At 73.4% G+C, this 26,788-nt stretch carries 28 protein-coding genes; 14 read left to right on the top strand and 14 right to left on the bottom strand.

All coding sequences use genetic code 11. The features are described 5' to 3' along the window. Positions 1-5: 5 nt before the first annotated feature. A complete protein-coding gene (locus ACZ7G1_RS10160; protein ID WP_470872578.1) occupies positions 6-515 on the top strand; it encodes a hypothetical protein in 510 nt (169 codons plus the stop codon). Here the strand turns inward: ACZ7G1_RS10160 and ACZ7G1_RS10155 are convergent. After that, positions 512-1,270 (bottom strand): hypothetical protein, encoded by a 759-nt coding sequence (locus ACZ7G1_RS10155; protein WP_470872580.1) that lies wholly within the window; start codon positions 1,268-1,270, stop codon positions 512-514. The two genes, ACZ7G1_RS10160 and ACZ7G1_RS10155, sit on opposite strands and share 4 nt — an antisense overlap. A 292-nt stretch (positions 1,271-1,562) precedes the next feature. Between ACZ7G1_RS10155 and ACZ7G1_RS10150 the strand changes: the two genes are divergently transcribed. The 3 genes from ACZ7G1_RS10150 to ACZ7G1_RS10140 are packed head-to-tail and all read left to right on the top strand — an operon-like array spanning position 1,563 to position 4,577. Then, on the top strand, positions 1,563-2,846 hold the full coding sequence (locus tag ACZ7G1_RS10150; RefSeq protein ID WP_470872581.1) for a magnesium transporter MgtE N-terminal domain-containing protein: 1,284 nt from the start codon (positions 1,563-1,565) through the stop codon (positions 2,844-2,846). Next, on the top strand, positions 2,836-3,399 hold the full coding sequence (locus ACZ7G1_RS10145) for a DUF1003 domain-containing protein (RefSeq protein WP_470872583.1): 564 nt from the start codon (positions 2,836-2,838) through the stop codon (positions 3,397-3,399). Before ACZ7G1_RS10150 ends, ACZ7G1_RS10145 begins: the two co-directional genes overlap by 11 nt. Before the next feature lie 44 nt (positions 3,400-3,443). Continuing rightward, entirely contained in the window at positions 3,444-4,577 is a 1,134-nt protein-coding gene (locus tag ACZ7G1_RS10140; RefSeq protein ID WP_470872585.1) for an Mrp/NBP35 family ATP-binding protein, read from the top strand. 54 nt (positions 4,578-4,631) lie between these two features. Here ACZ7G1_RS10140 and ACZ7G1_RS10135 read toward each other — a convergent pair whose 3' ends face one another. The 5 genes from ACZ7G1_RS10135 to sigE all read right to left on the bottom strand — a co-directional run bounded on the left by ACZ7G1_RS10135 (position 4,632) and on the right by sigE (position 9,313). Then, entirely contained in the window at positions 4,632-5,258 is a 627-nt protein-coding gene (locus ACZ7G1_RS10135; RefSeq protein ID WP_470872586.1) for a hypothetical protein, read from the bottom strand. Positions 5,259-5,332: 74 nt separating this feature from the next. Continuing rightward, entirely contained in the window at positions 5,333-5,776 is a 444-nt protein-coding gene (locus ACZ7G1_RS10130; protein WP_470872588.1) for a sec-independent translocase, read from the bottom strand. Positions 5,777-5,867: 91 nt separating this feature from the next. Continuing rightward, entirely contained in the window at positions 5,868-7,580 is a 1,713-nt protein-coding gene (locus tag ACZ7G1_RS10125; RefSeq protein ID WP_470872590.1) for a S1C family serine protease, read from the bottom strand. Between the two features lie 75 nt (positions 7,581-7,655). Continuing rightward, positions 7,656-8,558 carry an anti-sigma factor family protein gene (locus ACZ7G1_RS10120; RefSeq protein ID WP_470872592.1) on the bottom strand — a complete coding sequence of 301 codons (903 nt, stop codon included), beginning with the start codon at positions 8,556-8,558 and terminating at the stop codon, positions 7,656-7,658. After that, positions 8,555-9,313: an RNA polymerase sigma factor SigE gene (gene sigE, locus ACZ7G1_RS10115; RefSeq protein ID WP_470872594.1), complete on the bottom strand. Its 759-nt coding sequence runs from the start codon at positions 9,311-9,313 to the stop codon at positions 8,555-8,557. The genes ACZ7G1_RS10120 and sigE overlap by 4 nt, the downstream gene beginning before the upstream one ends. A gap of 142 nt (positions 9,314-9,455) precedes the next feature. Here sigE and ACZ7G1_RS10110 point away from each other — a divergent pair, with 142 nt between their 5' ends. Then, the gene (locus tag ACZ7G1_RS10110; RefSeq protein WP_017239935.1) at positions 9,456-10,121 is read left to right on the top strand and encodes an O-methyltransferase; all 666 of its coding nucleotides are present in this window, start codon (positions 9,456-9,458) and stop codon (positions 10,119-10,121) included. Between the two features lie 146 nt (positions 10,122-10,267). On the opposite strand, the gene ACZ7G1_RS10105 is transcribed toward ACZ7G1_RS10110, so the two are convergent. Next, positions 10,268-10,435 carry a DUF3117 domain-containing protein gene (locus ACZ7G1_RS10105; RefSeq protein ID WP_009997451.1) on the bottom strand — a complete coding sequence of 56 codons (168 nt, stop codon included), beginning with the start codon at positions 10,433-10,435 and terminating at the stop codon, positions 10,268-10,270. A 309-nt stretch (positions 10,436-10,744) separates the two neighbouring features. Here ACZ7G1_RS10105 and chcB point away from each other — a divergent pair, with 309 nt between their 5' ends. Further along, positions 10,745-11,548 (top strand): 2-cyclohexenylcarbonyl CoA isomerase, encoded by an 804-nt coding sequence (gene chcB, locus ACZ7G1_RS10100; protein ID WP_470872597.1) that lies wholly within the window; start codon positions 10,745-10,747, stop codon positions 11,546-11,548. A gap of 21 nt (positions 11,549-11,569) precedes the next feature. Here the strand turns inward: chcB and ACZ7G1_RS10095 are convergent, their stop codons facing one another. After that, positions 11,570-12,154: a DNA-3-methyladenine glycosylase I gene (locus ACZ7G1_RS10095; protein WP_470872599.1), complete on the bottom strand. Its 585-nt coding sequence runs from the start codon at positions 12,152-12,154 to the stop codon at positions 11,570-11,572. Beyond that, a complete protein-coding gene (locus ACZ7G1_RS10090; protein ID WP_470872601.1) occupies positions 12,151-12,480 on the bottom strand; it encodes a hypothetical protein in 330 nt (109 codons plus the stop codon). Before ACZ7G1_RS10090 ends, ACZ7G1_RS10095 begins: the two co-directional genes overlap by 4 nt. Before the next feature lie 103 nt (positions 12,481-12,583). Between ACZ7G1_RS10090 and folP the strand changes: the two genes are divergently transcribed. After that, positions 12,584-13,444: a dihydropteroate synthase gene (folP, locus tag ACZ7G1_RS10085; RefSeq protein ID WP_470872602.1), complete on the top strand. Its 861-nt coding sequence runs from the start codon at positions 12,584-12,586 to the stop codon at positions 13,442-13,444. A 37-nt stretch (positions 13,445-13,481) separates the two neighbouring features. Here the strand turns inward: folP and ACZ7G1_RS10080 are convergent, their stop codons facing one another. Together ACZ7G1_RS10080 and dapE are read right to left on the bottom strand one after the other, a co-directional pair. Continuing rightward, a complete protein-coding gene (locus tag ACZ7G1_RS10080; RefSeq protein ID WP_017239929.1) occupies positions 13,482-14,231 on the bottom strand; it encodes an LOG family protein in 750 nt (249 codons plus the stop codon). Positions 14,232-14,340: 109 nt separating this feature from the next. Next, entirely contained in the window at positions 14,341-15,435 is a 1,095-nt protein-coding gene (gene dapE / locus ACZ7G1_RS10075) for a succinyl-diaminopimelate desuccinylase (RefSeq protein ID WP_470872605.1), read from the bottom strand. Positions 15,436-15,472: 37 nt separating this feature from the next. Between dapE and ACZ7G1_RS10070 the strand changes: the two genes are divergently transcribed. After that, positions 15,473-16,483 carry a VldE C-terminal domain-containing protein gene (locus ACZ7G1_RS10070; RefSeq protein WP_470872606.1) on the top strand — a complete coding sequence of 337 codons (1,011 nt, stop codon included), beginning with the start codon at positions 15,473-15,475 and terminating at the stop codon, positions 16,481-16,483. Between the two features lie 302 nt (positions 16,484-16,785). Next, positions 16,786-17,259, top strand: coding sequence for an ATP-binding protein (locus ACZ7G1_RS10065; protein WP_470872607.1), 474 nt, complete (start codon positions 16,786-16,788; stop codon positions 17,257-17,259). 71 nt (positions 17,260-17,330) lie between these two features. On the opposite strand, the gene ACZ7G1_RS10060 is transcribed toward ACZ7G1_RS10065, so the two are convergent. Next, the gene (locus ACZ7G1_RS10060; protein ID WP_470872609.1) at positions 17,331-18,428 is read right to left on the bottom strand and encodes a bifunctional succinyldiaminopimelate transaminase/glutamate-prephenate aminotransferase; all 1,098 of its coding nucleotides are present in this window, start codon (positions 18,426-18,428) and stop codon (positions 17,331-17,333) included. Positions 18,429-18,517: 89 nt separating this feature from the next. After that, positions 18,518-18,838 (bottom strand): ferredoxin, encoded by a 321-nt coding sequence (gene fdxA, locus ACZ7G1_RS10055; RefSeq protein WP_030207635.1) that lies wholly within the window; start codon positions 18,836-18,838, stop codon positions 18,518-18,520. 112 nt (positions 18,839-18,950) lie between these two features. Between fdxA and ACZ7G1_RS10050 the strand changes: the two genes are divergently transcribed. The 5 genes from ACZ7G1_RS10050 to ACZ7G1_RS10030 all read left to right on the top strand — a co-directional run bounded on the left by ACZ7G1_RS10050 (position 18,951) and on the right by ACZ7G1_RS10030 (position 24,399). Next, a complete protein-coding gene (locus tag ACZ7G1_RS10050) occupies positions 18,951-19,952 on the top strand; it encodes a GNAT family N-acetyltransferase (protein ID WP_470872611.1) in 1,002 nt (333 codons plus the stop codon). Next, positions 19,937-20,854, top strand: a complete 918-nt coding sequence (locus ACZ7G1_RS10045; RefSeq protein ID WP_470872613.1) for a transglutaminase family protein — start codon at positions 19,937-19,939, stop codon at positions 20,852-20,854. Before ACZ7G1_RS10050 ends, ACZ7G1_RS10045 begins: the two co-directional genes overlap by 16 nt. Before the next feature lie 66 nt (positions 20,855-20,920). Further along, entirely contained in the window at positions 20,921-22,495 is a 1,575-nt protein-coding gene (locus ACZ7G1_RS10040) for a serine/threonine-protein kinase (RefSeq protein ID WP_470872615.1), read from the top strand. After that, complete coding sequence (locus ACZ7G1_RS10035) at positions 22,492-24,069, top strand: serine/threonine-protein kinase (RefSeq protein ID WP_470872617.1); 1,578 nt, start codon at positions 22,492-22,494, stop codon at positions 24,067-24,069. The genes ACZ7G1_RS10040 and ACZ7G1_RS10035 overlap by 4 nt, the downstream gene beginning before the upstream one ends. Positions 24,070-24,174: 105 nt before the next feature. Continuing rightward, positions 24,175-24,399 carry a hypothetical protein gene (locus ACZ7G1_RS10030; RefSeq protein WP_470872619.1) on the top strand — a complete coding sequence of 75 codons (225 nt, stop codon included), beginning with the start codon at positions 24,175-24,177 and terminating at the stop codon, positions 24,397-24,399. Positions 24,400-24,466: 67 nt separating this feature from the next. Here ACZ7G1_RS10030 and ACZ7G1_RS10025 read toward each other — a convergent pair whose 3' ends face one another. Next, positions 24,467-26,632, bottom strand: coding sequence for a peptidoglycan binding domain-containing protein (locus ACZ7G1_RS10025; RefSeq protein WP_470872620.1), 2,166 nt, complete (start codon positions 26,630-26,632; stop codon positions 24,467-24,469). Positions 26,633-26,788: the final 156 nt, after the last annotated feature.

The raw sequence follows: 26,788 nt of genomic DNA, 5'->3' as shown, positions 1-26,788 counted from the left end.
CGGCCATGACCGACACGCTGCTCACCGGCGCCCTCGTCGAGGAGGCCACCAAGAAGTCCGGCCTCGTGTGGGTGCGGGGCTCCGGCCCGGCCCGCGCGCTCTGGCACGTCTGGCACGACGGGGCCGCGCATGTCGTCGGCGACGGGCCGGGCGAGCAGCCGCTCCCCGGGCTGGTCGACGGAGGTACGGCCGAGGTGACCGTCCGGAGCAAGGACAAGGGCGGCCGGCTGGTCGCCTGGACCGCCTCGGTGCGGGAGCTCGCCGCCGGTACGGAGGAGTGGGAGGCGGCGGTCGCCGAGCTGAAGGGCAAGCGGCTCAACGCTCCCGACGGCGAGGCCATGCCGGCCCGCTGGGGCCGCGAGTGCCGGGTGCTGCGCCTCGAACCGCGCGCCTCGACCACCGAACTGCCCGACGGCTCCCTGGCCGCCGTCCCGCTGCCCACCGGGGCCACCACCCGCCACCCGGTCCCGGCCGCCCTGCCGAAGCTGCTGCTCAAGCGGCGGCGTAAGAACTAGGTGCGGGGCAGCTGCTTGCCGTAGTCGAGGGTCTCCTCCTTCGAGGGCTCCGCGAGGGGGAAGTCCTTGTCCCACTCGGAGAGCACCACGACGCCCGCTCCCCCGCCCCGCGCGAACTGCACGGGGTACGGCTGACCGTCCAGGGACACGTCGAGCGTGCCGCCCTCGCCGTCCGTGCCGCCCTTGACCTTGACCGTGCGGACCCCGCCGATCCGGTCGCGGTCGCCCTTGACGGCCTCGCCGTGCAGGCCGATCAGGCCGTCGAGGAGCAGGCCCATGTCGGTGAAGCCGCGCAGCTGCTTGTACGAGGGATCGCCCTGCGGCACCTTCACGTACATGTCGTCGAGCTTGTCAGCGGCCTCGGTGCCCGCCTCCGTGGGGGCCTCGGTCGCCTTCTCCTCGTGCGCCCAGAAGCCCGCGTCGGCCTTCAGGTAGAGCGCGTCGCCGACCCGCAGCAGCTCGAAGGTGCTGTTCTTCGTCGTCACCGAGCCGGTGGCGCCGTCCTGCTTGAGGCGCATGTTCAGCTTGTAGGTGCCGCCCTTGCTGACCAGGGTGCCCGAGAGGCGTACCGCCTTGGCCGCGTCCGCCGCCGTCTGCGCCTTCCGCTCGATCTCGGGCGCGGAGAGCTTCCCGACCCCGTTCGTCCCCTCGTCCGGATCGGCGGCGCAGGCCGTGAGTCCCACCGTCAGTCCGGCGCAGAGCGCCAGGGGCGTGACAGCCCTGCGGATACGCGATGACGGGATGCGGACGGTCATCTGCGCTGCCTCTCGTGTCGTGGGGGCGACGGGATCTGGCCCGTACGGGGTGCCGGTGGGGCGGCCGCGTGGCCGGCCGGGCGGAACGGCCGGGTCCGGTGCGGGGCGCCGATGGGGGGACGGCAGTCCGCAGCGTACCCGGGCCGGGTGAAGGACCCCGCAGGCAGCCGTACGGAGGCGCTGCCAGGGCGGTCCTGAACGGCACGGGCTAGCCTGAACCCGGCAAAGCTCTGCAATCACCGGCAAAGCTCTGCGACGACTCGAATCGTGCGGCACCGAGGAGGCGCGTGGCATGGCGGCAGGCGCCCCCCGGATCTTCGTCTCCCATCTGGCGGGGGTTCCCGTCTTCGACCCCGTCGGCGACCAGGTCGGCCGGGTCAGCGACCTGGTGGCCATGCTCCGGGTGGGCCGCCGGCCGCCCCGGCTCCTCGGCATGGTCGTGGAGGTGCTGAGCCGCCGCCGGGTCTTCGTGCCGATGACCCGGATCACGGGCGTCCAGTCCGGTCAGGTCATCACCACCGGCGTGGTCAACATGCGCCGCTTCGAGCAGCGCCCCACCGAGCGGCTGGTCCTCGGCGAGCTCCTCGACCGGCGCGTGCGGCTCGTGGAGAGCGACGGGCGGGAGGGCGAGGAGGTCACCGTCCTCGACGTCGCCATCCAGCAGCTGCCCGCCCGCCGCGACTGGGAGATCGACAAGGTCTTCGTCCGCAAGGGCAAGAGCGGGGTGCTCGGCCGCAAGGGCGAGACGCTGACGGTCGAGTGGTCGGCCGTCACCGGCTTCTCCCTCGAGGAGCACGGGCAGGGCGCCGAGAACCTGGTCGCCACCTTCGAGAAGCTGCGCCCGGCCGACCTGGCCAACGCGCTGCACCACCTCTCCCCCAAGCGGCGCGCCGAGGTGGCGGCGGCCCTCGACGACGACCGGCTCGCCGACGTCCTCGAAGAGCTTCCCGAGGACGACCAGGTCGAGATCATCGGCAAGCTGAAGGAGGAGCGCGCGGCCGACGTCCTGGAGGCGATGGACCCGGACGACGCGGCCGACCTGCTGTCCGAGCTGCCCGAGGAGGACCAGGAGCGGCTGCTCACCCTGATGCGGCCGGACGACGCCGCCGACGTGCGCCGGCTCCTGGCGTACGAGGAGCGCACGGCGGGCGGTCTGATGACGACCGAGCCGATCGTGCTGCGCCCGGACGCCACGGTGGCGGACGCGCTGGCCCGGGTCAGGCAGCAGGACCTGTCGCCGGCGCTGGCCGCGCAGGTGTACGTGTGCCGGCCGCCGGACGAGACGCCGACCGGCAAGTACCTGGGCACGGTGCACTTCCAGCGGCTGCTTCGCGATCCGCCGTTCACGCTGGTGAGTTCGCTGGTGGACAGCGATCTGCCGCCGCTCGGGCCGGACACCCCGCTGCCCGCCGTGACCAGTTATCTGGCCGCGTACAACATGGTGGCGGCGCCGGTGGTCGACGAGAGCGGCTCGCTGCTCGGCGCGGTCACCGTCGACGACGTGCTCGACCACCTGCTGCCGGACGACTGGCGGGAGACCGAGTTCCACGAGGAGGGGGCCCGGCATGGCCGCTGAGCGCACGCAGGACCGGGAGCGGGAGCGCGAGCGGCCGGTTCCCCGCATCCGGCTCGACCTGCCGCGGGAGCGGCGGGCCAGACTGCTGCCCGAGTACGACCCGGAGGCGTTCGGGCGGCTCTCGGAGCGGATCGCCCGGTTCCTGGGGACGGGGCGGTTCCTGGTCTGGATGACGCTGACGATCATCGTCTGGGTCGCGTGGAACATCTTCGCGCCGGCCTCGCTGAAGTTCGACGAGTACCCGTTCATCTTCCTGACGCTGGCGCTGTCCCTCCAGGCCTCGTACGCGGCTCCGCTGATCCTGCTCGCGCAGAACCGGCAGGACGACCGCGACCGGGTCAATCTGGAGCAGGACCGGAAGCAGAACGAGCGGTCGATCGCGGACACCGAGTACCTGACGCGGGAGATCGCGGCGCTGCGGATGGGCCTCGGCGAGGTCGCGACCCGGGACTGGATCAGGTCGGAGCTCCAGGACCTGATCAAGGAGCTGGAGGAGCGCCGGGATCTATTCCCGTCGGCGGACGGTCGCGGAAGTGACGTACCCGACCGTTGACAGGCCTTTCATGGGCCGGTGGTCGGCGCCGTACCATCGTCGGTATGGCTACGGAAGACGCGGTGCTCGAAGCACTGGCGACGGTGAACGACCCTGAGATCAACAAGCCGATCACTGAGCTCGGCATGGTCAAGTCGGTGGAGATCGATCCGGACGGCAGGGTCGCCGTCACGGTCTACCTGACCGTCTCCGGCTGCCCGATGCGCGACACCATCACGCAGCGCGTGACCGAGGCCGTCTCCCGGGTCGAGGGAGTCAGCGGCGTCGACGTCTCGCTGGACGTGATGAGCGACGAACAGCGCAAGGAACTGGCGGCGGCGCTGCGCGGCACCGGCGCCGAGCGCGAGGTGCCGTTCGCGAAGCCCGGTTCGCTGACCCGGGTGTACGCGGTGGCCTCCGGCAAGGGCGGTGTCGGCAAGTCGTCCGTCACCGTGAACCTGGCCGCGGCGATGGCCGCCGACGGTCTGAAGGTCGGTGTCGTCGACGCCGACATCTACGGTCACAGCGTGCCCCGCATGCTGGGCGCGGACGGCCGTCCCACCCAGGTCGAGAACATGATCATGCCGCCGTCGGCGAACGGCGTGAAGGTCATCTCCATCGGCATGTTCACGCCGGGCAACGCCCCGGTCGTGTGGCGCGGCCCGATGCTGCACCGCGCGCTCCAGCAGTTCCTCGCGGACGTGTACTGGGGCGACCTGGACGTCCTCCTCCTCGACCTGCCGCCGGGCACCGGCGACATCGCGATCTCGGTCGCGCAGCTGGTGCCGAACGCGGAGATCCTCGTCGTCACCACCCCGCAGCAGGCGGCCGCCGAGGTCGCCGAGCGGGCCGGCTCGATCGCCGTCCAGACCCACCAGAAGATCGTCGGCGTGGTCGAGAACATGGCGGGCCTGCCGTGTCCGCACTGCGACGAGATGGTCGACGTGTTCGGCACCGGCGGCGGCCAGAAGGTCGCGGACGGTCTGACCCAGACCACCGGCGCGACCGTCCCCGTCCTCGGCTCGATCCCGATCGACGTACGGCTCCGCGAGGGCGGCGACGACGGCAAGCCCGTCGTCCTCTCCGACCCCGACTCCCCGGCCGGCGCCGCCCTGCGCGCCATCGCCGGCAAGCTGGGCGGCCGTCAGCGCGGCCTCTCGGGCATGAGCCTCGGCATCACGCCCCGCAACAAGTTCTAGCCGTCGTACGCCGAAGGGGCACCCGGATCGTCCGGGTGCCCCTTCGGCATGTCGTCACGCGTACGCGTCGAGGTCCTTGATCTGGGAGAAGCCGAGCCCGTACGCGCTCATGCCCCGCCCGTACGCCCCGATGTGGACCCCGGGCGCGGATCCGGCGAGGACCCAGCCGAACTCGGACTCGCGGTAGTGGAAGGCGACCGGGACGCCGTCCACCGGGAGCGACAGCGTCGACCAGGCGGGCCCGGCGAGGTCGTCGGCGAGCTCGAAGGCGGTCTCGGTCTGCTGGTCCAGCCAGTTGTCGCGGGTCGCGTGGTCGAGCGACGCGGGCCAGGTGTGGACGAGCAGCCCGGAGCCGGCCAGCCAGGCCGCCGAGGAGACCGTGGTGGCGTCGAGGACGCCCGTGCCGTCGCCGGTGCGCCGCACCGGGCTCGCCGCGACCGTCACGACCACGGCGAAGCGCTCCTTCTCCACGCCGCTCGCGTCCGACTTTATGGACGGGGCGTCACCGTGCCCGGTCGATCCGTGCTGCACGCTGCCGTCCGCCGCCGTGCCGACCTGCATCAGCCAGCGGGGCCCGGTGAAGGCCTCGTCGAGGCCGTACCAGGCGAAGGGCGCCCGCAGGTAGCCCTCGGGGGTCCGCCGGGCCGTGGGCACGCTCTCCGCCCGACTCGTGGTCTCCATCTCGGCCGCCTCCTCGTTCCGTCAACAGAGGGAGGATAGCCACCGGGACGCGTCCGGTCGGTGACAGCCCGTCGTCAGGTCGCGTCGGAGTCGTACGGCGGGCGCTCGCCGGTGTCCGGCTTGTCCTGCTTCTTGAGGAGGTCCGGAGTCCCGTTGACGGACGAGCCGTTGACCGCTGCGGGCGCGCTCGCGCGGCCGTGGACCGCGTCGGCGACCTCGTTCATCTCCTTCTTGAGGTCGAAGGTGCCGCCGAGCTCCTTGAGCTCCTTGAGGTCCTCGTTGCTCTCCAGCTGCTTGCGGAGGAACGCCTTGGGGTTGAGGTCCTCGAACTCGAAGTCCTTGAACTCCGGGCCCAGCTCGCTGCGGATGTCCTCCTTCGCGCTGTCCGAGAAGTCACGCACCTTCCGGATGAAACGCGAGACGTCCTGGATGACCTTCGGGAGCTTGTCCGGCCCGAAGACGAGCACGGCGAGCACCACAAGGGCCACCAGCTCGAGTGCGCCTATGTCGCTGAACACCTAGTAGCTCCTTCACGCCGGTCCAGGGCCCGGTCCACGGTACCCGTCGAAACTGCCGGACGGGTACCTTGCGGCAGCCGTCACATGGCCCTCAGGTGCCCTGGGAGGAGCCGAGGGTCAAGGTCTTTGTCAGCTCTTTGCCGTTCCGGGTCAGCGTGAGCTCCAGCTTGTCGCCGGGGCGGTGGGCCCGGATCTTCACGATGAGTTCCTCGCCGTTGTGCACGCGCTGGCCGTCGACCTTGGTGATGACGTCGCCCGGGAGCAGTCCGGCCTTGGCGGCCGGGCCGCCGGCGGTGACCGAGGCGGAGCCGTCCTTGCCCTTCTCGCCGACCCGCGCGCCGTCGCCGTTGAACTGCATGTCGAGGCTCACGCCGATGACGGGGTGGGTCGCCTTGCCGGTGTTGATGAGCTCCTCGGCGACGCGCTTGCCCTGGTTGACCGGTATGGCGAAGCCGAGGCCGATGGAGCCGGGCTGGCTCGCTCCCGCGCCCTCGCCCTCTCCTGAACCGCCGCCGGCGGCGCGGATCGCGCTGTTGATGCCGATGACCCGGGCCTTGGAGTCGAGGAGCGGGCCGCCGGAGTTGCCCGGGTTGATGGGCGCGTCGGTCTGGAGGGCGTCGACGTAGCTGATGTCGCTGCCGTCGCCCTTCTCGCCGCCGGCGGTGATCGGGCGCTCCTTGGCGCTGATGATCCCGGAGGTGACCGTGTTGGAGAGGTCGAAGGGGGCGCCGATGGCGACGACGGGGTCGCCGACCCGGACGTTGTCGGAGTTCCCGAGCGGCAGCGGCTTCAGGCCGGAGACGCCGGTGACCTGGACGACGGCCAGGTCGTAGCCGGTGTCCTTGCCGACGAGCTTGGCGCGGGCGGTCTCGCCGCTGGAGAAGGTGACCGAGATGTCCTCGGAGGACGCGGCCCCGTCGACGACGTGGTTGTTGGTGAGGATGTGGCCCTTGGTGTCCAGGACGAAGCCCGTGCCGGTGCCGGAGGAGCCGTTGCCCTTCACGTGCAGGGTGACCACGCCGGGCAGCGCGCTCGCGGCGATCCCCGCGACGCTGTCGGGGGCGCGGTCGGTGTCCCCCGCCTCGGCCTGCGGCAGCTCGACGGTGGTGAGGCCGCCGTTGCGCTCGACGTACGCGCCGATCCCGCCGCCGATGACGCCGGTGACCAGCGCGAACACCAGGGCGCCCGCGACCGCGAGGCCCTTCCTGGACTTCTTCGGCCGCGCCGGCTCGAACGTGAACCCGGGCCCGCCGGCCCCCCACGGGTCGTACTGCCCCCAGGCCGACCCCCCGCCGCCCTGCGGCGGCACGGGCCCCTGCGGGTGCGGGTGAGGGTGCTGCTGGTGCGGCTGTGCCGACGGCGCGGCGGGCACGGCGGTCTGCTGCGCCGGTACGGGCGCCGCCGGGTGCTGCACGGGCGGCGCGGGCGCCCACGGCCCCGGCTCCCCGTAGGGCGGCGTCCGGTACTCGTCGGGCGCGTGCAGCGGCTGCGCCGCGGGCTGCGCGGTCGCCGGCTCGGCCGGGACGGGCTGGGGCCGCGGCTCGGCGGACGCGGGCTCGGCCGGGGCCGGGGCGGGCTCCGGCGGGAGCGGCTCGGCCGTGAGCGGCTGGGGTTCGGAGGGTTCGAAGGCGGGGGTGGGGGCCGTCTTCGTCAGGTCGGCCGCCGGCCCCGGCTCGGCCGGGGGCGCCTGGGGTGCGGGCAGGGGAAAGTCACCGTCGGCGTCGGCCGGCGGCGGCGTGGGTATCCGCGCCGCCTCCGGTGTGCTCGACGGCCGGCTCCACCAGTTCGGCTTCCCGTTGTTCATGCTCTCCCCGCAACGCTGACCCGTCCGCGCCCCTGGGTCGGGCGCCCGTGTCCCTGGATTCAACCAGGTCTCGGGTCAGCGTCGGGCGACGAGCGGTACGGCCGTCGGACTCGGCCCCTGGGTGGGGCCGGGCGCGAAGGCCAGCCGGAGGGCCGGAGCGGTCGGTCGTATGAACGGCGAGAGGGCGACGAGCGACTGCGTGGACGGGCCGCGGACCCCGGCGGCCATCAGCGGGGTGTCCTCGGTGCGCAGCATGCCCGGGGGCGCGGCCGCGACGGGCCCGTGCGGGACTCCGGCCGTCGGCGCGAGCGCCTCGGTGTCCACGGACTGGGCGCCGTAGCGCTCGCCGGAGCGCGTGCCGCGTGCCGCGGTGGTGGCCGTACCCGTGCCCGTGCCGCCGCCGGTGGGGGCGCGGAGCGGGGTGACGGCGCTGCCGGTGCCCTGGCCGCCGCGGGCGCCCGCGTTCACGGAGGTGTCCATCGGCAGGGTGCCGCCGAGGGCGATCGCCGCGAACGAGACGGCGCTGGCCGCGGCGAAGGCGAAGCGGCGGCCGCGTCCGGACGTGCCGGGGCGGTCGCCGACGTCGTGGATGCGGAAGCCGGTGCCGCCGCCCGTGCCGGGGCGCGGGGTGACGACGGCGGCGGTGGCGAAGCCGTCGGACTTCACTCCGCCGGCGAGCAGTTCCTCGAGCGGGCTCCTGGGCAGGCCGGGGCCGCCCGAGCCGCCGGGGGGCTCGCCGGGGAGGCCCTGGAGGCGGGCGAGGAAGCCCTCGGAGGGGGGCGGGGGCGCCGCGGAGGCGAAGACGCTCTTGAGGGTGCGCTGGGCGTCCGCCTCCGCTTTGCAGCGGGGGCAGGTCGCGAGGTGCGCGAGGACCCGCTCGCGGGCGTCGTGGCCGAGCTCGCCGTCGACGAGCGCGGCCAGCCGGTCCCCGAGGTGGTGTTCCGCGGGGGTCGGCTGCGAGGGACGTGTGCCGCTCACGCTGTCCCTGCCTCCCATCCGACGGTGGCCAGCGCACGCTCCGCCCGGGCCTCGGGCGAGCGGTGCTTGAGCGCCTTGCGGAGGTGGGAGCGGCCGCGGTGGATGCGGCTGCGCACGGTGCCGAGCTTCACGCCGAGGGTCGCGGCGATCTCCTCGTACGACAGTCCTTCGATGTCGCAGAGGACGACCGCGGCACGGAACTCGGGCGCGAGGGTGTCGAGCGCCTGCTGCACGTCGGCGTCGAAGTGCGTGTCGTTGAAGACCTGCTGCGGCGAGGGCTCGCGGCTGGGCAGCCGCTCGGCGGCGTCGTCGGCGAGCGCGTCGAAACGGATGCGCTGCTTGCGGCGGACCATGTCGAGGAAGAGGTTGGTGGTGATGCGGTGCAGCCAGCCCTCGAAGGTGCCCGGCGTGTACGTCGACAGCGAGCGGAAGACGCGGACGAAGACCTCCTGGGTGAGGTCCTCGGCGTCGTGCTGGTTGCCGGTGAGCCGGTAGGCGAGCCGGTAGACCCGGCCGCTGTGCGTGCTGACGATCTCCTCCCAGGTGGGCGGAGTCCACGCCTGCGATTCCGCGTCCGATGCGAAGGTCGCGGTGGTGGGTGCGGAGTCGGTGGTGCGGATTCGTTCAGCGGTGTTTGTCACGGATTTCGGCTCACCCGCTGACCTGAGAAGACGCCGGAGCACTCCTCCCCGATCCACAGGCGCAGCCGCACCTCCCCTGTCGGCTCTGGTGGTGTCCAGTGGAGCCCCTACCATAGCCACCCCGCCCGTTAGCTCCGGATAAGAATCTTTACGCGAATTTGGAACCGGCTCGCCCGGCTGCCTCCTGTCGCGTCCTTCCCCTGGTGAACGCCCGGTCCCATCTGCGGGTTCCCACGGTCAGCGGATACAGTCACCGTTGCGTCAACTACGGGGACAGGAGAGGGCCATTACCGCCAACCGGCAGACGAGCTGGTCGTTCGCCGACGCCTTCGTCGCCGAGGACGAGGCTCTGCGCTGGGCCCGGGAGCGGGCCCGGGAGGCAGGGCTGCCTTCGGTGTCCCCGGGCACCGGTGGCGCGCTGCGTCTGCTCGCCGCGACGGCGGACGCCAAGGCGGTGGCGGAGATCGGGACCGGTACGGGCGTGTCGGGCATCTACCTGCTGCACGGGATGCGGCCGGACGGCGTGCTGACGACGGTGGACCTCCAGCCGGAGCGGCAGCAGCTCGCCAAGACGGCGTTCCGGGCCGCGGGCTTCGCGGGCAACCGGGCGCGGTTCATCCCGGGCCGTGCCCTCGACGTGCTGCCGCGGCTCGCGGACGGCGGGTACGACCTGGTGTTCTGCGACGGTGACCGGCTCGAGTACCTGGACTACCTCGCTGAATCGTTGCGCCTGCTGCGACCTGGTGGTCTCGTCTGCTTCGAAGGGGTCTTCGCGGACGGCCGCACGGTCGACTCCGGCGCCCAGCCCCCCGAGGTCCAGCGGCTGCGCGAGCTGCTCCGCGCCGTGCGCGAGAGCCAGGAGCTGGTCGCCTCGATGCTCCCGGTCGGCGACGGCCTCCTCTGCGCGGTCCGCCGCGGCTGACCGCCGCCCCTCCGGCGTCCGCCGTCCGACGCCGCCCCGGGCCGCGCGGCCCCGTCAGGCGCCCGGCACAGCGCCCCCGGACACAGCGCTGCCCCGGCACGGTGGACCGTACCGGGGCAGCGGATGGAATGCGTGGGAGGGCCGAGTCAGCCGACGACCTTCTTCAGGGCGTCGCCCAGTGCCTCGGCCTCGTCCGGGGTCAGCTCGACGACAAGCCGACCGCCGCCTTCGAGCGGTACGCGCATGACGATGCCCCGCCCCTCCTTGGTCACCTCGAGCGGGCCGTCACCCGTCCGCGGCTTCATGGCCGCCATGCTTGTTCCCCTTCCTGAAACCAGCTCATCGTCAGCCGGGCAGCTCCTTGAGGAGCACGCGTCACCGGCTTCGAACACATTGCTTCCAGGTCATTATCCCGCATCACAGGACCCGATGACCAACATCGATCTGCATCGCTTGCGCAACGCGCTTCCGCAAAACCCCACAATTCGGCGACCGGCCTGCGATACTTCGCCGCTCGGCGTCGGACCGAGGACCTCCGTTCTTTGACGCAGCTCACATGTGCGGGAGGCGTGATCTCCGCCATGCTGGGCTGGTCAACCACGCAATGAGGCGAAGGGATCCCGATGGCCGACACGGTGCTGTACGAGGTGAGCGAGGGTCTCGCCACCATCACGCTCAACCGGCCCGAGGCCATGAACGCGATGAACGTGGCGACGAAAGTCGCCCTCAGGGACGCCGCCGAGACCGCGGCGGCCGACCCCGCCGTTCGGGCGGTGCTGCTCACGGCGGCGGGCGACCGGGCGTTCTGCGTGGGCCAGGACCTGAAGGAACACGTGGGCCTGCTCCTCGCGGACCAGGAGTCCGGTTCGCACCAGACCATGAACACGGTCCGCGACCACTACAACCCGATCGTCAAGGCGCTCACCGGCATGCGGAAGCCCGTCGTGGCCGCCGTGAACGGTGTGGCGGCGGGCGCCGGCTTCGGCTTCGCGCTGGCGGCCGACTACCGGATCGTCGCCGAGACGGCCGCCTTCAACACCTCCTTCGCGGGCGTCGCGCTCACCGCCGACTCGGGCATGTCCTGGACCCTGCCGCGGCTGATCGGCGCGAGCCGCGCGTCCGACCTGCTGCTCTTCCCGCGGTCGATCTCCGCCCAGGAGGCGTACGAGCTCGGCATCGCCAACCGCCTGGTCCCCTCCGCCGACCTCGCCGCCGAGGCCCTCAAGGTCGCCCGCACCCTCGCCGAGGGCCCCACCGTGGCCTACGCGGCGCTCAAGGAGTCCCTCGCCTACGGCGCCGACCACTCCCTCACCGAGGCCCTGGAGAAGGAGGACGAGCTCCAGACCCTGGCCGGCGCCTCGGAGGACCACACCATCGCCGTCCGCGCCTTCATCGCCAAGGAGAAGCCCCGCTACCTGGGCCGCTAGTCCCTTGTCCGGGGCGGTCGGTCAGCGGCCGCCCCGGGCCACGCAGCCCGTGACGTGGTCGTCGACGAGGCCGCAGGCCTGCATGAGGGCGTAGGCGGTGGTGGGGCCGATGAAGCGGAGGCCGCGCTTCTTGAGGGCCTTGGAGAGGGCGGTGGACTCGTCGGTGACGGCGGGGACGTCGGAGACCGTGCGCGGGGCGGGGCGGGTCGCGTGATCGGGGGCGTACGACCAGATCAGGGTGTCGAGTTCGCCCGGGGACCAGTCGGCGAGCAGCTTCGCGTTGGCGAGGGTGGCGTCGATCTTGGCTCGGTTGCGGATGATGCCCTCGTCGACGAGGAGGCGCTCGCGGTCGGCTTCGCCGAAACCGGCGACGGACGCGATCTCGAAGTCGGCGAAGGCGCGCCGGAAGCCCTCGCGGCGGCGCAGGATGGTGATCCAGGAGAGGCCCGACTGGAAGGCCTCAAGGCACAGTCGCTCGAAGAGGGCGTCGTCGCCGTGGACCGGGCGGCCCCACTCCTCGTCGTGGTACGCCACGTAGTCCTCGGTCGACAGGCCCCAGGGGCAGCGGAGCCGCCCGTCGGGGCCGGGAATCGCCTCGCCCGTCACTGCTGCTCGTCCCCTTCGCGCCGCCCGCCGGCGACGGCGCCCGCGAGCGCCTCCTCCAGCTCGGCGATCCGCGCGTCGCGCTCGGCGATCTCCGCGCCGAGGCGGACCAGGACGTCGTCGACGTCCGCCATGCGGTAGCCGCGGGCGGCGACCGGCAGGCGGAGCGCCTCGACGTCGGCGCGGTCGACCGGCCGGGCCGTCGGAAGGGGGTCGACGAGCTGCTCGGGCGCCACCTCGGGCAGCACCTCGCTGTCGCCGCCGCCGACCACGGCCAAGGTCACCGCGGCCACGACCACGACCATCGTGATGAGCAGAAACCAGAACACCTGCGCGCCTCTCCCCGGAGTGGAAAACGTCCCGAGCCGATCGTGCCATGCGCCACCGACGGTTAGGGTCACAGGCGAACGGACGCGAGGGAGGACAAAAGGGATGCTGCGCTTGGGACGGCGTGAATTCGGGCCGCACGAGCCGGTGATCATGGCGATCGTGAACCGGACCCCGGACTCCTTCTACGACCAGGGCGCGACCTTCCGGGACGAGCCGGCGCTCGCCCGGGTCGAGCAGGCGGTCGCCGAAGGCGCGGCGATCATCGACATCGGCGGGGTCAAGGCGGGCCCCGGCGAGGAGGTCACGGCCGAGGAGGAGGCGCGCCGCACGGTCGGCTTCGTCGCCGAGGTACGCCGTCGCCACCCCGACGTGGTGATCAGCGTCGACACCTGGCGCGCCGACGTCGGCGCGGCGGTCTGCGAGGCCGGCGCGGACGTCCTCAACGACGCCTGGGGCGGCGTCGATCCCGGCCTTGCCGAGGTCGCCGCCAAGTACGGCGCCGGGCTCGTCTGCACCCACGCCGGCGGCGCGGAGCCGCGGACGCGGCCGCACCGGGTCGCGTACGAGGACGTCATGGCGGACATCCTGCGCGTGACCGTCGGGCTGGCGGAGCGGGCGGTCTCGCTCGGCGTACGGCGGGACGCGATCATGATCGACCCGGGTCACGACTTCGGGAAGAACACGCGGCACAGCCTGGAGGCGACCCGGCGGCTCGGGGAGATGGCCGAGACGGGGTGGCCGGTGCTGGTGTCGCTGTCCAACAAGGACTTCGTCGGCGAGACGCTCGACCGTCCGGTCAAGGAGCGGGTCCTCGGGACGCTGGCCACGACGGCCGTGTCGGCGTGGCTGGGCGCCCAGGTGTACCGGGTGCACGAGGTCGCCGAGACCCGGCAGGTGCTGGACATGGTGGCGTCCATCGCCGGGCACCGGGCGCCGGCGGTCGCCCGGCGCGGGCTGGCGTAGTCGGGCCGCCGCCCGCGACCGGCCGACCGCGGCCGTCCTACTTGCCGGTCTCCTTGGTGACCAGCGCCACCGCCTCTTCCACGTCGTCCGTGACGTGGAAGAGGAGGAGGTCGCGTTCGGAGGCCTTGCCGCCGGCCACGACGGAGTCGCGGAGCCAGTCGACGAGGCCCTTCCAGTACTCGGTGCCGAAGAGGACGATCGGGAACCGGGTGACCTTGCGCGTCTGGACGAGGGTGAGGGCTTCGAAGAGCTCGTCGAGGGTGCCGAGGCCGCCGGGGAGGACGACGAAGCCCTGCGCGTACTTCACGAACATCGTCTTGCGGACGAAGAAGTAGCGGAAGTTGACGCCGATGTCGACGTGCTGGTTCAGGCCCTGCTCGAAGGGGAGCTCGATGCCGAGGCCGACGGAGACGCCCTTGGCCTCGCGCGCGCCCTTGTTGGCGGCTTCCATGGCGCCGGGTCCGCCGCCGGTGATGACGGCGAAACCGGCTTCGACGAGCGCGCGGCCGATCCGTACGCCCGCCTCGTACTCGGGCGAGTCCGGCTTGGTGCGGGCGGAGCCGAAGACGCTGATGGCGCTCGGCAGTTCGGCGAGGGCGCCGAAGCCCTCGACGAACTCGGACTGGATGCGCATGACGCGCCAGGGGTCGGTGTGCACCCACTCCGAGTCGCCCTCGGTGTCGAGCAGCCGCTGGTCCGTCGTACCGGGCTGGACCTGGTCCCTGCGCCTGAGCACCGGACCGAGACGCTGCTCCTCGGGCTTCGCCATTCCCTCGGGAATGCCCATGGCCTGCTCCCTCCGCCGATCGGCGATCAGCCGGCGGCGGACCGCCAACTGATCTTCTGGTCCGGTCAGAGTAGGACGACAGAGGTGACGAAACGCGAAATTACGGAAGTCAGGCAGTGAGCCAGTCGCGGAGTCGTGCCTCGCAGTGGTGGATCCGGTCGACGGGGACGTGCTCGTCGCGCTTGTGCGCGTAGATCGGATCGCCGGGGCCGTAGTTGACGGCGGGGACGCCGAGGGCGCTGAAGCGGGCGACGTCGGTCCAGCCGAACTTGGGCTGGGCGCTGCCGCCGACGGCCTTCATGAAGGCCTCGGCGGCCGGGTGGGAGAGGCCGGGCAGGGCGCCGGGGCTCTCGTCGTCGACGACGAACTCGGAGATGTCGCAGCCGTCGAAGAACTCGCGGACGTAGGCGAGGGCCTCGGCCGGGGAGCGGTCGGGGGCGTACCGGTAGTTGACGGTGACGGAGCAGGCGTCCGGGATGACGTTGGTGGCGACGCCGCCGCCGATCGCCACGGCGTTGAGGCCCTCGTGGTACTCCAGGCCGTCGATGACCGGCTTGCGCGGCTCGTAGGCGGCGAGGCGGGCGAGGATCGGGGCGGCGGTGTGGATGGCGTTGGAGCCCATCCAGGAGCGCGCGGAGTGGGCGCGCTCGCCGGCGGTGTGCAGGATCACGCGCAGGGTGCCCTGGCAGCCGCCCTCGACCTGGGCGTCGGAGGGCTCCAGGAGGACGGCGAAGTCGCCTTCGAGCCAGTCGGGGTGCGCGTCGGCGATCTTGCCGAGGCCGTTGAGGTCGGCGGCGACCTCCTCGTTGTCGTAGAAGACGAAGGTGAGGTCGCGGTTGGGCTCGGTGACGGTCGCGGCGATCCGCAGCTGGACGGCGACGCCGGACTTCATGTCGGAGGTGCCACAGCCCCACAGGATGCCGTCCTCGTCGAGCCGCGAGGGCACGTTGTCGGCGATCGGCACGGTGTCGATGTGGCCGGCGAGGACGACCCGCTCGCCGCGGCCGAGGTTCGTCCGGGCGACGACGTTGTTGCCGTACCGGTCGACGGTGAGGTGCGGCAGGAGGCGCAGGGCCTGCTCGATCGCGTCCGCGAGCGGCTGCTCGGTCCCGCTGACGGACGGGAAGTCGACGAGGGCGGCGGTGAGCGCGGCCCCGTCCTGGAACAGGTCGAGGGGGCCGTCGAGCGGGGTGATGTCTGCCATGTGCCGACCCTAACGCGCCCTCCAGTACGGTGGGCCCGTGTCCGAGCCCACCCGTACCCGCCGTCGCGGCCGCCTCGCCCGTTCCGCGGCCGCCTTCGCCGTGCTCCTCGGCCTCGCCTCGTACGTGGCCGTCCACCAGATGACGGGGAGCAAGGGCGCGCCACGCTGCACCGTGGGCAGTGGCGAGAACCGGTACGAGTTCACTCCGGAGCAGGCGTCCAACGCGGCGACCATCTCGGCGGTGGGGACGAGCCGGGGGCTGCCGGAGCGTGCGGTGACGATCGCGCTGGCGACGGCGCTCCAGGAGTCGGCGCTGCGGAACATCGAGCACGGCGACCGGGACTCGCTGGGTCTCTTCCAGCAGCGGCCCTCGCAGGGCTGGGGGACGCCGGCGCAGATCATGGACCCGGTCTACTCGGCCGGGAAGTTCTACGAGGGCCTGGAGAAGGTCCCGGGCTATTCGCGGCTGCCGCTGACGGTGGCGGCGCAGAAGGTGCAGCGCAGCGGCTATCCGCAGGCGTACGCGAAGCACGAGCCGGACGCCACGCTGCTCTCGGCGGCGCTGACGGGCCGGTCGGCGGCGGCGCTGGTCTGTACGACGAGCCGGATGGAGGGCCCTCCGGGCGATCCCGAACTGTTCCGGAAGGAGCTGGTGCGGGCCTTCGGCGCGAAGGCGGCGCCGAAGGCGGTGACGGGCGGTCCGAGCGCGGGCCGGTCGGCTTCGGAGCCCGTGGTGTTCTCGCTGCCGGTGCGGTCGGGCGCGGGGGCGGCTCCGGCGGGCGCGGGGGCGGACGAGCGGCGCGGCTGGGAGCTGGCGCAGTGGGCGGTGGCGCGGGCGGACGAGCTGCGCGTCGCGGAGGTCGCGTACGGGGGCCGGGTGTGGCGCGCGGGCGAGGCCGACGGCGGTTGGTCGAAGGTCTCGGGCGCGGGTGCCGCGGGCGGCGGGGCCGGGGGAACCGCCGGGAAGCCGGACTCCGGCGGGAAGTCGGACGGGAAATCCGGTGGCGATTCCGTTGGTGATTCCGTCCGCGTACGGCTCGCTCAGTAGCCGGTCACGCGTACGGCCGTTCACTCGGCGGTGGCATGACGCAGGTGCGGGGCGCGAGAAATTCCGCGCGCCTTGAGGACCGAATTCCCGTGCGTCTTCCGACCCCCGCAACTCCCTTATGGGACAAGGGAAGTGACGGTTCGGCAGGCCTTCACGCAATGACACGTTCGTCCGTTTTCCTCCCCACCCGACAATACGACGCATTGCCAACTCTTTACCTTCGACCTCCGCAACCTCTCCCGCCCCAGGGCCGGTTGTCACTGCGTCCGAACGAAAACGTCGCACCTCGTCGAAGGAGCACCATGTCCCTCCCCCTGACCCGCCGGATCGCCCGCGCCGCCCTCCTGATCGCGGCCGGAGCAGCCCCCGTGGTCGGTGCGGCCGGCTCCGCGAGCGCCCTGGACCAGGGCATCGTCCCGACCGGCGCGCTCGGCGGCGTCACCGCCCTGGACGCCGCCGGCGCGGGCACGGCCGTCGACAGCGCCGCCCAGACCACCACCGGCGTCGTCGGCGCCACCGGCGGCCAGGCCGTCGGCACCGCCGTCCCCGCCGCGGGCAAGGCCGTCGGCGCGGCGGGCAAGACCGCCGCCCCGGCCGCCCAGCAGGTGGCCGGCGACACCGCGGGCAGCGCGGGCGAGGTCGTCGGCAAGACCGCCGGCGCCGCCGCCGAGGGCGCCGAGGCGCCGACCGGGGGCGCCCTCGGCGGCGGCCTCGGCAGCCTGCCGACCGGCCAGGCGCTCGGTGCCGCGCCGCTGGGCTCCCTGCCCATCGGCTGAGCCTGACCGCGACACGAGGAGGGCCCGGAGAGCGAAAGCTCTCCGGGCCCTCCGGCCGTGCTCCCGCCAGGTCAGCCCAGGCGCTTCACGGCGGCGTCGACGCGCTCGTCGGTGGCCGTGAAGGCGACGCGGACGAACCGCTCGCCGGCCTCGCCGTAGAAGTCGCCGGGCGCCACCAGGATGCCCTTCTCGGCCAGGTAGGCCACGGTGTCCCAGCAGGGCTCGTCCCGGGTCGCCCACAGGTAGAGGCTGGCCTCGCTGTGCTCGATGCGGAAGCCGTGCGCCTCAAGGGCCGCCCGCAGCGCCGCGCGCCGGGCCGCGTACCGCTCGCGCTGCTCGGCCACGTGCGCGTCGTCGCCGAGCGCCGCGACCGTCGCCGCCTGGACCGGCGCGGCGGTCATCATGCCGCCGTGCTTGCGGATCTGGAGCAGCTCGCCGAGGACGGCCGCGTCGCCCGCGATGAACGCGGCGCGGTAGCCGGCCAGGTTGGAGCGCTTGGAGAGCGAGTGGACGGCGACGATGCCCTCGTACGAACCGCCGCAGACGTCCGGGTGCAGCACCGAGACCGGGTCGGCCTCCCAGCCGAGCTCCAGGTAGCACTCGTCGGAGAAGACGAGGATGCCGTGCTCGCGCGCCCAGGCGACGATCCGGGTCAGCTCGTCCTTGCCGATGACCTTGCCGGTCGGGTTGGACGGGGAGTTGAGCCAGAGCAGCTTGACCGAGGCCGGGTCGAGGTCGGTCGTCGGGTCGTCGTAGACGACGGGCGTCGCGCCGCAGAGCCGCGCGCCGACCTCGTACGTCGGGTAGGCGAGCCGCGGGTAGGCGACGACGTCGCCGGCGCCGAGGCCCAGCTGCGTCGGCAGCCAGGCGACCAGCTCCTTGGAGCCGACCACGGGCAGGACGTTCTCGTGCGCGAAGTCCACCGCACCGAGCCGCCGCTCGCACCAGCCGGTGAGTGCGTCCCGCAGTTCCTTCGTGCCCCAGACGGTGGGATAGCCCGGCGAGTCCGCGGCCGCGACCAGGGCGTCCTGGATCAGCGCGGGGACCGCGTCGACGGGGGTGCCGACGGAGAGGTCCACGATTCCGTCCGGGTGCGCCAGGGCCGTCGTCTTGTACGGCTCCAGCTTGTCCCAGGGGAAGACGGGCAGACGCGAGGAGACTGCGCTCACGGTTGGGCTCTCACTTCCTGTACGTACGGGAAAACGCCTCGGTCCCGTACGGCGGCCGAGGCCGTACGGGACCGGGGGCGGTCGATCAATCAGCCGTTCTGCGGCGGCAGGGCGGCGATGAAGGGGTGGTCACGCTCGATCTCGCCGAGCTTGGAGGCGCCACCGGGCGAACCGAGGTCGTCGAAGAACTCGACGTTCGCCTTGTAGTAGTCCTTCCACTCCTCCGGGGTGTCGTCCTCGTAGAAGATGGCCTCCACGGGGCAGACCGGCTCACAGGCCCCACAGTCGACGCATTCGTCCGGGTGGATGTACAAGGACCGCTTGCCCTCGTAGATGCAGTCGACGGGGCACTCCTCGATGCACGCCTTGTCCTTCACGTCGACACAAGGCTGCGCGATGACGTAGGTCACGCTGTCGTTCCTCCTCGATAGGGCTGGTCTGCGCGGGAGCGCGGCGTCGTCGATGCCCGCCCCTAGTATCTCCGTTCTTGGGGGCGATCCGAACAGGAGGGGCGGAGAAGCTGTGGAATTCACCGGCGGAGGACGTCTTGAAGTCCGTATCACCAGCGCTGACGTGGGAAAACGTGTCTCCGTTCGGTGCGTGACGGAGGCTCCTGAAGCGGGCGGAAAATACACCGATGCGGTCGGAGTTCTCACATCATGGGACGCCGGTGTGCTCCTGATCACACGAAAGGGCGGCGAGAGCGTCAGGATCGCGGAGTCCTCGCTGGTCGCGGGGAAGGTCGTGCCCGCCGCCCCGGCCCGCCGCCGCGGCCCCGCCGCCACCTTCCCCGAGCTCGCCAGGGCCACCGCGCGCGCGTGGCAGCCGGTCGAGAGCGAGGCCCTCGGCGAGTGGACCCTGCGCGCGTCCGACGGATTCACCCGCCGGGCCAACTCGGCGCTCCCGCTCGGTGATCCCGGCAGGCCGGTGGCCGAGGCGCTGACCCTCGTACGGGAGTGGTACGCGGCCCGCGGGCTTCCCGCGTACGTCCAGACCGCGACGGGCGCCGAAGGGGCCCAGGAGCTGCTGTGCGGGGAGCTCGACCGGCACGGCTGGCGGCGCGAGGTCTCCGCCGAGGTGCGGATCGCCTCGCTCGCGCCGATCGGGGACCTGGACGCCGACGTCTCCGCCGTTCGCCTCTCGCGGACGGTCGACGACGGCTGGCTCGGCCGCTACCAGCGCTCCGGCGAGGCGAGCCCGGCCGTGCGGGCCGTCCTCGCCTCCGGTCCGAGTGTGTGGTTCGCGTCCGTGGCGGGCACGGGAGGGGTACCGGCGGCGATCGGCCGCTGCGTCGTCGACGGGCGCTGGGCCGGCTTCATGGCGGTCGAGGTCGACCCGGCCCACCGGCGCCGCGGCCTGGCGACGTCCGTCATGACCGCGCTCGCCCGGCAGGCCCTCGACGAGGGCGCGTCGGCGGCCTGGCTCCAGGTGGAGACGGACAACGACGGCGCCCGGGCTTTGTACGACGGGATGGGCTTCGCGGCCCATCACCACTACCACCACTACCGATGGGTGGACGCGTGACGGAGGAAGGACCACCGGACCCGGCGGACGGATCGTCCCCGCCGGAGGACCGGGAGGACGCCGTGACCGGCGGTGCGGACGAGGTGGTCGACTGGCGGCGGGAGTTCGCCGAGGAGGCGCGGGCCGAGCGGCCCGACCTGGCACGGCTCTGTCTGCTCGTCGGGGCGGTGGCCGATCCCACCGTGACCCGGCGCGTCCTCGACGAGGCCGAGATCGAACTCGACCGGCTGGCCGGGCTCGTCCCGTACGCCACCCGGATCACCGGCGGCTGGGCCGCCGAGCTCGCGGCGCTCCTCGGCGTCCACGAGGGCTTCGAGGGGGTGGCGGCGGACTACCAGCGCCTGGAGTCCTCGCTGCTCCACGAGGTGCTGCGGCGCCGCCGCGGGCTGCCGATCCTGCTCTCCGTCGTCTGGATGGAGGTCGCCCGCCGGGCCGGGGCGCCGGTGTACGGGCTCGGGCTGCCCGGCCACTTCGTCGTGGGTTTCGGCGACCCGGCCGAGCTGAACCTCGCCGACCCGTTCGCGGGCGGACGCGCCATGACCGGCGCCGACGCCGAGCTCCTGGTGGCGAGCGCGACGGGCGAGGCGCTCGACCGCTCGATGCTCCGGCCCGCCGAGCCGGGCGCGATCGTGCTGCGCATCCTGAACAACATCCGCGCCTGGGCCGCCTCCCGGCCCGAACGCTCCGACGTGGCCCTGTGGGCGGTGGAGCTCTCCCTGCTCCTCCCCTCCCACCCGGCCAGGCTCCGCTACGAGCGGGCCGAACTCCTCGTACAGCGGGGTGAGTTCCTCACCGGCGCGGTGGAGATGGAGGCGTACGCGGAGGTGATGGACGCGGTGGACCCCGAGTCGGCGACCACGATCCGGCGCCGCGCGATGGCCGCCAGGGCGCTGCTCAACTAGCCGACCCCCCGGGCCGGATGGCCTACCCACTAGGATCCCTTCCGCACTTCGGGGGAGGGTGACGAGATGGAGCCATGCGGGCCGGACGACCCGTCGCGGGTGGGGCCGTTCCAGGTGCTCGGCGTGCTCGGGCAGGGCGGAATGGGCCGGGTGCTGCTCGGCACGGCGGCGAACGGACAGGTCGTCGCCATCAAGCGGGTCCACGCCGACCTGGCCGACGACGACGGCTTCCGGGCCAGGTTCCGGCGCGAGGTCGACGCCTCCCGCCGCGTCTCCGGAGCCTTCACGGCCCCGGTGGTCGACGCCGACCCGGACGCGCCGACGCCCTGGCTGGCCTCGCTGTTCCTGGCGGGCCCGACCCTGAGCGAGGCCGTGGCCGGGGGTGTCCTGCCCGAGGACGCGGTACGGCGGCTCGCCGCGGGCCTCGCCCAGGCGCTCGCCGACATCCACCGGGTGGGCCTCGTCCACCGCGACCTCAAGCCGTCGAACGTCGTGCTGACGGCCGACGGCGTCCGGGTGATCGACTTCGGCATCGCCAGGGCCGCCGACCACCTGACGAAGCTGACGCACACCGGCGCGCTGGTCGGCTCCCCCGCCTTCATGGCGCCCGAGCAGATCAGGGGCGAGAACCCGGGCCCGGCCGCCGACGTCTTCGCGCTCGGCGCGACCCTGGCCGTCGCCTGCACGGGCAAGGTCCCCTTCGACGGCGACTCGGCCCCCGCGCTCATGTACGCCATCGCCCACCAGGACCCCGACCTCGACGCCGTACCGCCCGCCCTGCGCGGTCTCGTCGGCGCCTGCCTCGCCAAGGAGCCCGGGCGGCGGCCCTCGGCCGCCGACGTCCTCGCCCTGGTCGGCCCCGTGCCCCCGGCCCGCCGGCCCTGGCCGCCGCGCGTCGACGAGCGGATCGCCGCACAGCAGGAGCGGGTGGAGCGGCTGGTGCGCGCCCTCCCCGCTCCCCCGCCGCCGGCCCAGCCCGTACGCGCTCCGCGGCGCCGCCGGCGGTGGATCACCGCCACCGCCGTCGCCGCCGGGTTCCTCGCGGTCGCCTGCGCGGTGTCCGCGGCGACCGGGTGGGCGGCGGACGCGTACTACCTGTTCGCGGACGAGCCCGTGCCGACGCCGGGGAACGTACCGCTGAGCCAGGTGACCGACTGGTACGCGGAACCCCTGAAGTCCTGTGCCCAGGTGTACGAGGCGATGACGATGCCGCCCGGCTTCGTCGCGCGGCCGGCCGGGGACGACGGGCGTCCGCCCACGAAGTACATGGGCGCGTGGACGAACCAGTGCGACTGGAACACCCGCTCCGGCGACAAGGTCTCCGTCGCCTGGGACCTCTTCACGGCCGAGCCGGGCGGCGCGACCGGCGCCGAGCAGGCGAAGCGGCACCACGAGGGCTACTACATCCGCGGCGAGACCCGGCGGGTCTTCGACCTCGGCTTCGCCGAGGAGGCCCTCTGGTACAAGCCCGAGGGCAACCGCTGCGTCCTGTACGCCCGCGATGTGAACCTGGCGGTCTTCGTCCTCGTCCAGGGGCCCTCCTACCCCGTGGGCTCCTGCGAGAAGCTCACCGAGGCGAGCGCCCTGCAGGCCGTGGCGACGACCCGGAGGACGACCGACAAGAAGGCGGCGAACCCGTGACCCGGCCCCTCGGTCCCTCCGACCCGCGGGCGGCCGGCCCCTACCGGCTGATCGCCGAGCTCGGGCGCGGCGGCATGGGCCGGGTGTTCCTCGGCGCGGCGCCGGACGGACGGCTCGCGGCCGTCAAGCAGGTGCACGCCCGGCTCGCCGCCGACGGGGACTTCAGGGCGCGCTTCCGCCGCGAGGTCGAGGCCTCCCGCAAGGTGTCCGGCGCCTGCACGGCCGCCGTGATGGCGGCCGACGCGGACGCTCCGCGGCCCTGGCTGGCCTCGGTGTTCGTCGCCGGGCCCTCGCTCGGCGCGGCCGTGCAACGCTCCGGGACGCTGCCCGTCGGGACCGTGCGACGGCTCGCCGTGCAGCTCGCGACGGCCCTGGAGGAGATCCACCGGGCGGGGCTCATCCACCGCGACCTCAAGCCCGAGAACGTCCTGCTCTCCGAGGAAGGCGCCCGGGTCATCGACTTCGGCATCGCCCGCGCGGCCGAGGGCGGGAACCTGGCCGAGCTCACCGCGACCGGACTGGTCGTCGGCTCACCGCCCTTCATGTCCCCGGAGCAGGCCGAGGGCAAGGAACTCAGCCCGGCGAGCGACGTGTTCTCGCTCGGCTCCGTCCTGGTCCTCGCCGCCACCGGCCGCAGCCCCTTCGCCGGCCCCTCGACCCTCCAGGCGCTCTACAACGTCGTCCACACCGAGCCCGACCTCGGCGCCGTGCCGGACGAACTGCGCGGGCTCGTCGCCCGGTGCCTGGCCAAGGACCCCGCCGCCCGTCCCACCGCCGCCGCCCTGCTCGCCGCGCTCGGCCCCGCGGCGCCCGCCGCCCGGCAGTGGCCGCCCGCCGTCCACGCGCTGATCGCCAACCAGCGGCGGGCCGTCGAGCACCTCCTCGGCCGCCCCGACGACCCCGAACGCACGGTGGTCCTCCCTCCGGACGGCGGCGACCCGGCCCGCACGGCCGTCGCCACCCGGCTGTCCGCCCCTTCCGCCCCGCCCGCGAGGCCCCGCGGGCGCCGCGGCCCGGCCGCCGTCGCCGCCGCGGTCGCCCTCTGCGTCCTCGGCGCGGGCGCCTGGTGGTCCCTGCGCGACGACAAGGCCGGCCCGCCCGACCTGTACGTCACCATGCCGGTCTGCGCGGACGTGGCCGGCGGCCTGCCGCTGCCGGCGGCGGACCGCAGGACCGACCAGGACGTCTACACCGAGTACTCGGACTCCGCCGAGACCAGCTGCTCCTGGTACCCCAGGGACGCCACCGTCGGCGGCGGCTGGGACCGCTACGCCCACGCCATGGTCCGCTGGCACCTCCGCCGCACCGCCGGCACCGACGAGAACGCCACCACCCGTCAGGAAGCCGAGTTCGCCGACGACGCGGAAGGCGAACGGCCCACCTCCGTCCCCTTCGCCGACGAGGCCTTCTGGAGCGCGCCCTCCGACGAGAACACCACCTGCACCCTCTACGTCCGCAAGGGCAACCTCATCCTCTACGTCTCCCTCGGCGGCACCCCCCACCCCGCCGCCGGCTGCGAGCGGGAGGCCACCGAGATCTCCCGCGCGGCCCTGGCCGCGATGCCCGGCTCCTGAACCGCGCCCCTGACACACCCGCCCCGCCTCGGCCGGGCCCGGCGCCCGCGACGGCAGAATGCGGGCGCGGGCTCCGCACGGCGCGGGCGGAGAGGAAGGGTGGAGATGGGGACGTCTCACGGCACGGGCAGCTTCGTCGCCCACACCGGGACCGATGTGTACGGGCCGGGCAAGGTGATCGGGGTGGACGGGGTGCAGCGGCGGGTCCGCTTCACCCGCTTCGTCGCCACGATCAGGGCGGAGGACCTGCGCGCCGCCTCGGGCGCCGAGCGGCGCGAGATCGAGGCCTGGCTGCGGGCCCGGAAGGAGCGGTACGGGGGCGAGTGGTGAAGGCCCCGTACGCGGCGAGCCCCCGTCCCTGGGAAGGGCGGGGGCTCGGGCGCTCGGGGGCGGGCCGTCAGCCGTTGCCGCTGAGGTCGATCGTCTTGGTGCGCTCGGCGAGGTTCTTGCCGCGGAGGGCGTCGCGCATGACGAAGGCGACGTCGTCGGCGGAGACCTGGTGCTTGGTGCCGTCGCCCTTGGTGATCATGACGCCGTCGAAGGCGCCGTCGAGGAGCCGCTCGATCGCCTTCTTGTCGTAGACCTCGACCAGCCGGCCGTCGACGGCCTTCATGGAGAGGATCTGCGGCAGCGACCGCGCCGGGCCGAAGTCGATCTTCTTGCCGCCCGCCTGGATCCGGATCAGGCCGGACATGGCGGGGGTGGCGAACTCCTTCATCGCCCGGTCGAGCTCGGCCTGGGTGATGGACGGCTGCCGGGTGGTGACGGGCAGTTCGACGAGCTTGCCCTGGCCCGTCTCGACCTGGGCGCGGAAGGCGTCCTGGACGGAGATCATCGAGCGCTGGACGTCGAGGCCCTTGCCGGGCTTGCCCGGGACGGGGGTCACCTTGTTCGGCGCGAAGAGGATCGTGCCCTCGGTCGCCGAGGCGGAGTTGCCCGCCAGGTCCGTGAGGGCGACGGCCAGCTTCTCCTTGTCGACCGGGAAGACCGGCCTGGCGATCCGCTCGCCGCCGAAGAGGGAGCCGATGACGGAGACCGGGTTGTAGTCGCTGCCGGCCGCCGCGCGGACGGTCTCCTGGCTGTCGAGACCCAGACCCGCCTTGTCGGGGGCCAGCTGGACCTTCTGGCCGCCGACGCTGAGCTGGAGCGGCGCGTGGGCGCGGGCGCCGAGGGCCTTCTCCAGCTTGTTGACGGCCTCCTCCTTCGTGCCGCCGCCGATGTCCACGCCGAGCACGGTGGTGCCCTTCGGGACGTCGGAGTGGTTGAGGAGCAGTCCGGCGCCGTAGGCGACGCCGGCCAGGCCGACGACTCCGGCGGCGGCGAGGACCAGCTTGGAGCGGCCCTTCTTCGCCGGGGCGCGCTCGGCCGCGGGGGCCGGGCGCGGCGCCGGTGCGGGCGCGGGCTTCAGCTGCTCGTCGAGGCGCGGGGTGAGGTTCGGCCGGGCGGCGCCCGGCGGGACCACGGGGATGCCGCTGGTCAGCGTGTCCCCGGAGACGTGTCCGGCACCGCCGTCGGCCGCCGTGCCCTGGCCGGGCGCGGTCGTCCGTCCGGGCCCCGGGGCCGGCGCGGGTGCCTGCGGCGTCAGGATCGCGGTGTCGTCCGACATGCGGGGCGCTCCGCCGCCGGGGAACGGCGAGCCCGCGCCCGGGCCCCTGAACGGGCCGGGCCCGCCGAGGGTGGCGGTTCCGGTGACCGGGCCCGTCGTGGGTCCGGTCGGCGCGGCGACGGCCGGTCCGGGGTAGGCGGGCGTGCCGCCGGCGGGTGTCCCCGGGTACATCGGGGTTCCGGCGGCGGGGGTGCCGTCGTACATCGGGACGCCGCCCGCGGGGGTGCCGTCGTACCTGGGGGTGCCGCCCGCGGGGGTCCCGTCGTACCTCGGGGTGCCCCCCGAGGGCGTCCCGTCGTACCGGGGGGTGCCGCCGGCCGGGGTCCCGTCGTACATCGGGACGCCGCCGGCGGGGGTCCCGTTCTCGTAGAGGGGGTTGGCGGTGACGGGGCGGCTGGAGGGGGTGCTGCCGACCGTGGGGACGCCGGAGGTGGCGGAGCCGGCGAAACCGGTGCCCTGGGTGTCGGGGCCGGTGGCCTGCGGGGAGGCCTTGAGGGTGGGCGCCGGGGCGGCCGGAAGCGCGGGGGCGGAGGGCGCCGGGGCCGCGGCCTTGCGGGGCGCGAACCAGTCGCTGGTCTCCTTCGGCTTCGGCGCCTCCTCGGCCTGCGGCGGCTCGGGGGCCGCCACGGGCGCGGGCTCCGGCTCGGCGACGGGCGACGGCTCCGGCTCGGCGTCCGGGGCGGGCGTCTCGTTGACCGTCTGCCGGACGACGACCGGCGGGATCGGCCGCGAACCCGGGATGTTGATCCGGATCCGGGTCGTCAGGGTCGTCTCGGTCTTGGGCTCCTCGGGCGGAGCGGACGCGACGGGGGTCTCCTCCGGCGCGTCCTGCGTGGGGTGGAGCGACGGATACTGGCGGGATCCGTACGGCGGGGTACCCGAGGGGTACGCGGCTCCACCGCGCCCCTGGGCGCCGGAGGACGAACTGTCAGTCTCTCGACCAGATTCACGACTCAAAGCAGGATCTCCCGGTTGGCTCCACCGCCCGCTCTTGCAGATGCTCGTGTTACCCGGGCGGTTCGGCGGCGCGCACCACCATACTGGCCGCCGCCGTCTCGTACCCGATCCCCGGGTGACGTACGACGGTCATTCCGGCCGAAGTCAGGACGTGCC

The organism is Streptomyces sp. NPDC037273 (assembly GCF_055603625.1).
The sequence above is the reverse complement of the archived record's forward strand: the minus strand, read 5'-3'. Positions and strand labels throughout refer to the sequence as shown.

Coding starts and splice junctions, on each gene's coding strand:
- ACZ7G1_RS10040 (WP_470872615.1), top strand. CDS start 20,921: ATGGAGCCATGCGGGCCGGACGACCCGTCGCGGGTGGGGCCGTTCCAG.
- ACZ7G1_RS10030 (WP_470872619.1), top strand. CDS start 24,175: ATGGGGACGTCTCACGGCACGGGCAGCTTCGTCGCCCACACCGGGACC.
- ACZ7G1_RS10140 (WP_470872585.1), top strand. CDS start 3,444: ATGGCTACGGAAGACGCGGTGCTCGAAGCACTGGCGACGGTGAACGAC.
- ACZ7G1_RS10160 (WP_470872578.1), top strand. CDS start 6: ATGACCGACACGCTGCTCACCGGCGCCCTCGTCGAGGAGGCCACCAAG.
- ACZ7G1_RS10045 (WP_470872613.1), top strand. CDS start 19,937: ATGGGTGGACGCGTGACGGAGGAAGGACCACCGGACCCGGCGGACGGA.
- ACZ7G1_RS10150 (WP_470872581.1), top strand. CDS start 1,563: ATGGCGGCAGGCGCCCCCCGGATCTTCGTCTCCCATCTGGCGGGGGTT.
- ACZ7G1_RS10125 (WP_470872590.1), bottom strand. CDS start 7,580: ATGAACAACGGGAAGCCGAACTGGTGGAGCCGGCCGTCGAGCACACCG.
- sigE (WP_470872594.1), bottom strand. CDS start 9,313: ATGGTAGGGGCTCCACTGGACACCACCAGAGCCGACAGGGGAGGTGCG.
- dapE (WP_470872605.1), bottom strand. CDS start 15,435: ATGGCAGACATCACCCCGCTCGACGGCCCCCTCGACCTGTTCCAGGAC.
- ACZ7G1_RS10145 (WP_470872583.1), top strand. CDS start 2,836: ATGGCCGCTGAGCGCACGCAGGACCGGGAGCGGGAGCGCGAGCGGCCG.
- ACZ7G1_RS10065 (WP_470872607.1), top strand. CDS start 16,786: ATGTCCCTCCCCCTGACCCGCCGGATCGCCCGCGCCGCCCTCCTGATC.
- ACZ7G1_RS10105 (WP_009997451.1), bottom strand. CDS start 10,435: ATGGCGGCCATGAAGCCGCGGACGGGTGACGGCCCGCTCGAGGTGACC.
- ACZ7G1_RS10080 (WP_017239929.1), bottom strand. CDS start 14,231: ATGGGCATTCCCGAGGGAATGGCGAAGCCCGAGGAGCAGCGTCTCGGT.
- ACZ7G1_RS10155 (WP_470872580.1), bottom strand. CDS start 1,270: ATGACCGTCCGCATCCCGTCATCGCGTATCCGCAGGGCTGTCACGCCC.
- ACZ7G1_RS10135 (WP_470872586.1), bottom strand. CDS start 5,258: ATGGAGACCACGAGTCGGGCGGAGAGCGTGCCCACGGCCCGGCGGACC.
- folP (WP_470872602.1), top strand. CDS start 12,584: ATGCTGCGCTTGGGACGGCGTGAATTCGGGCCGCACGAGCCGGTGATC.
- chcB (WP_470872597.1), top strand. CDS start 10,745: ATGGCCGACACGGTGCTGTACGAGGTGAGCGAGGGTCTCGCCACCATC.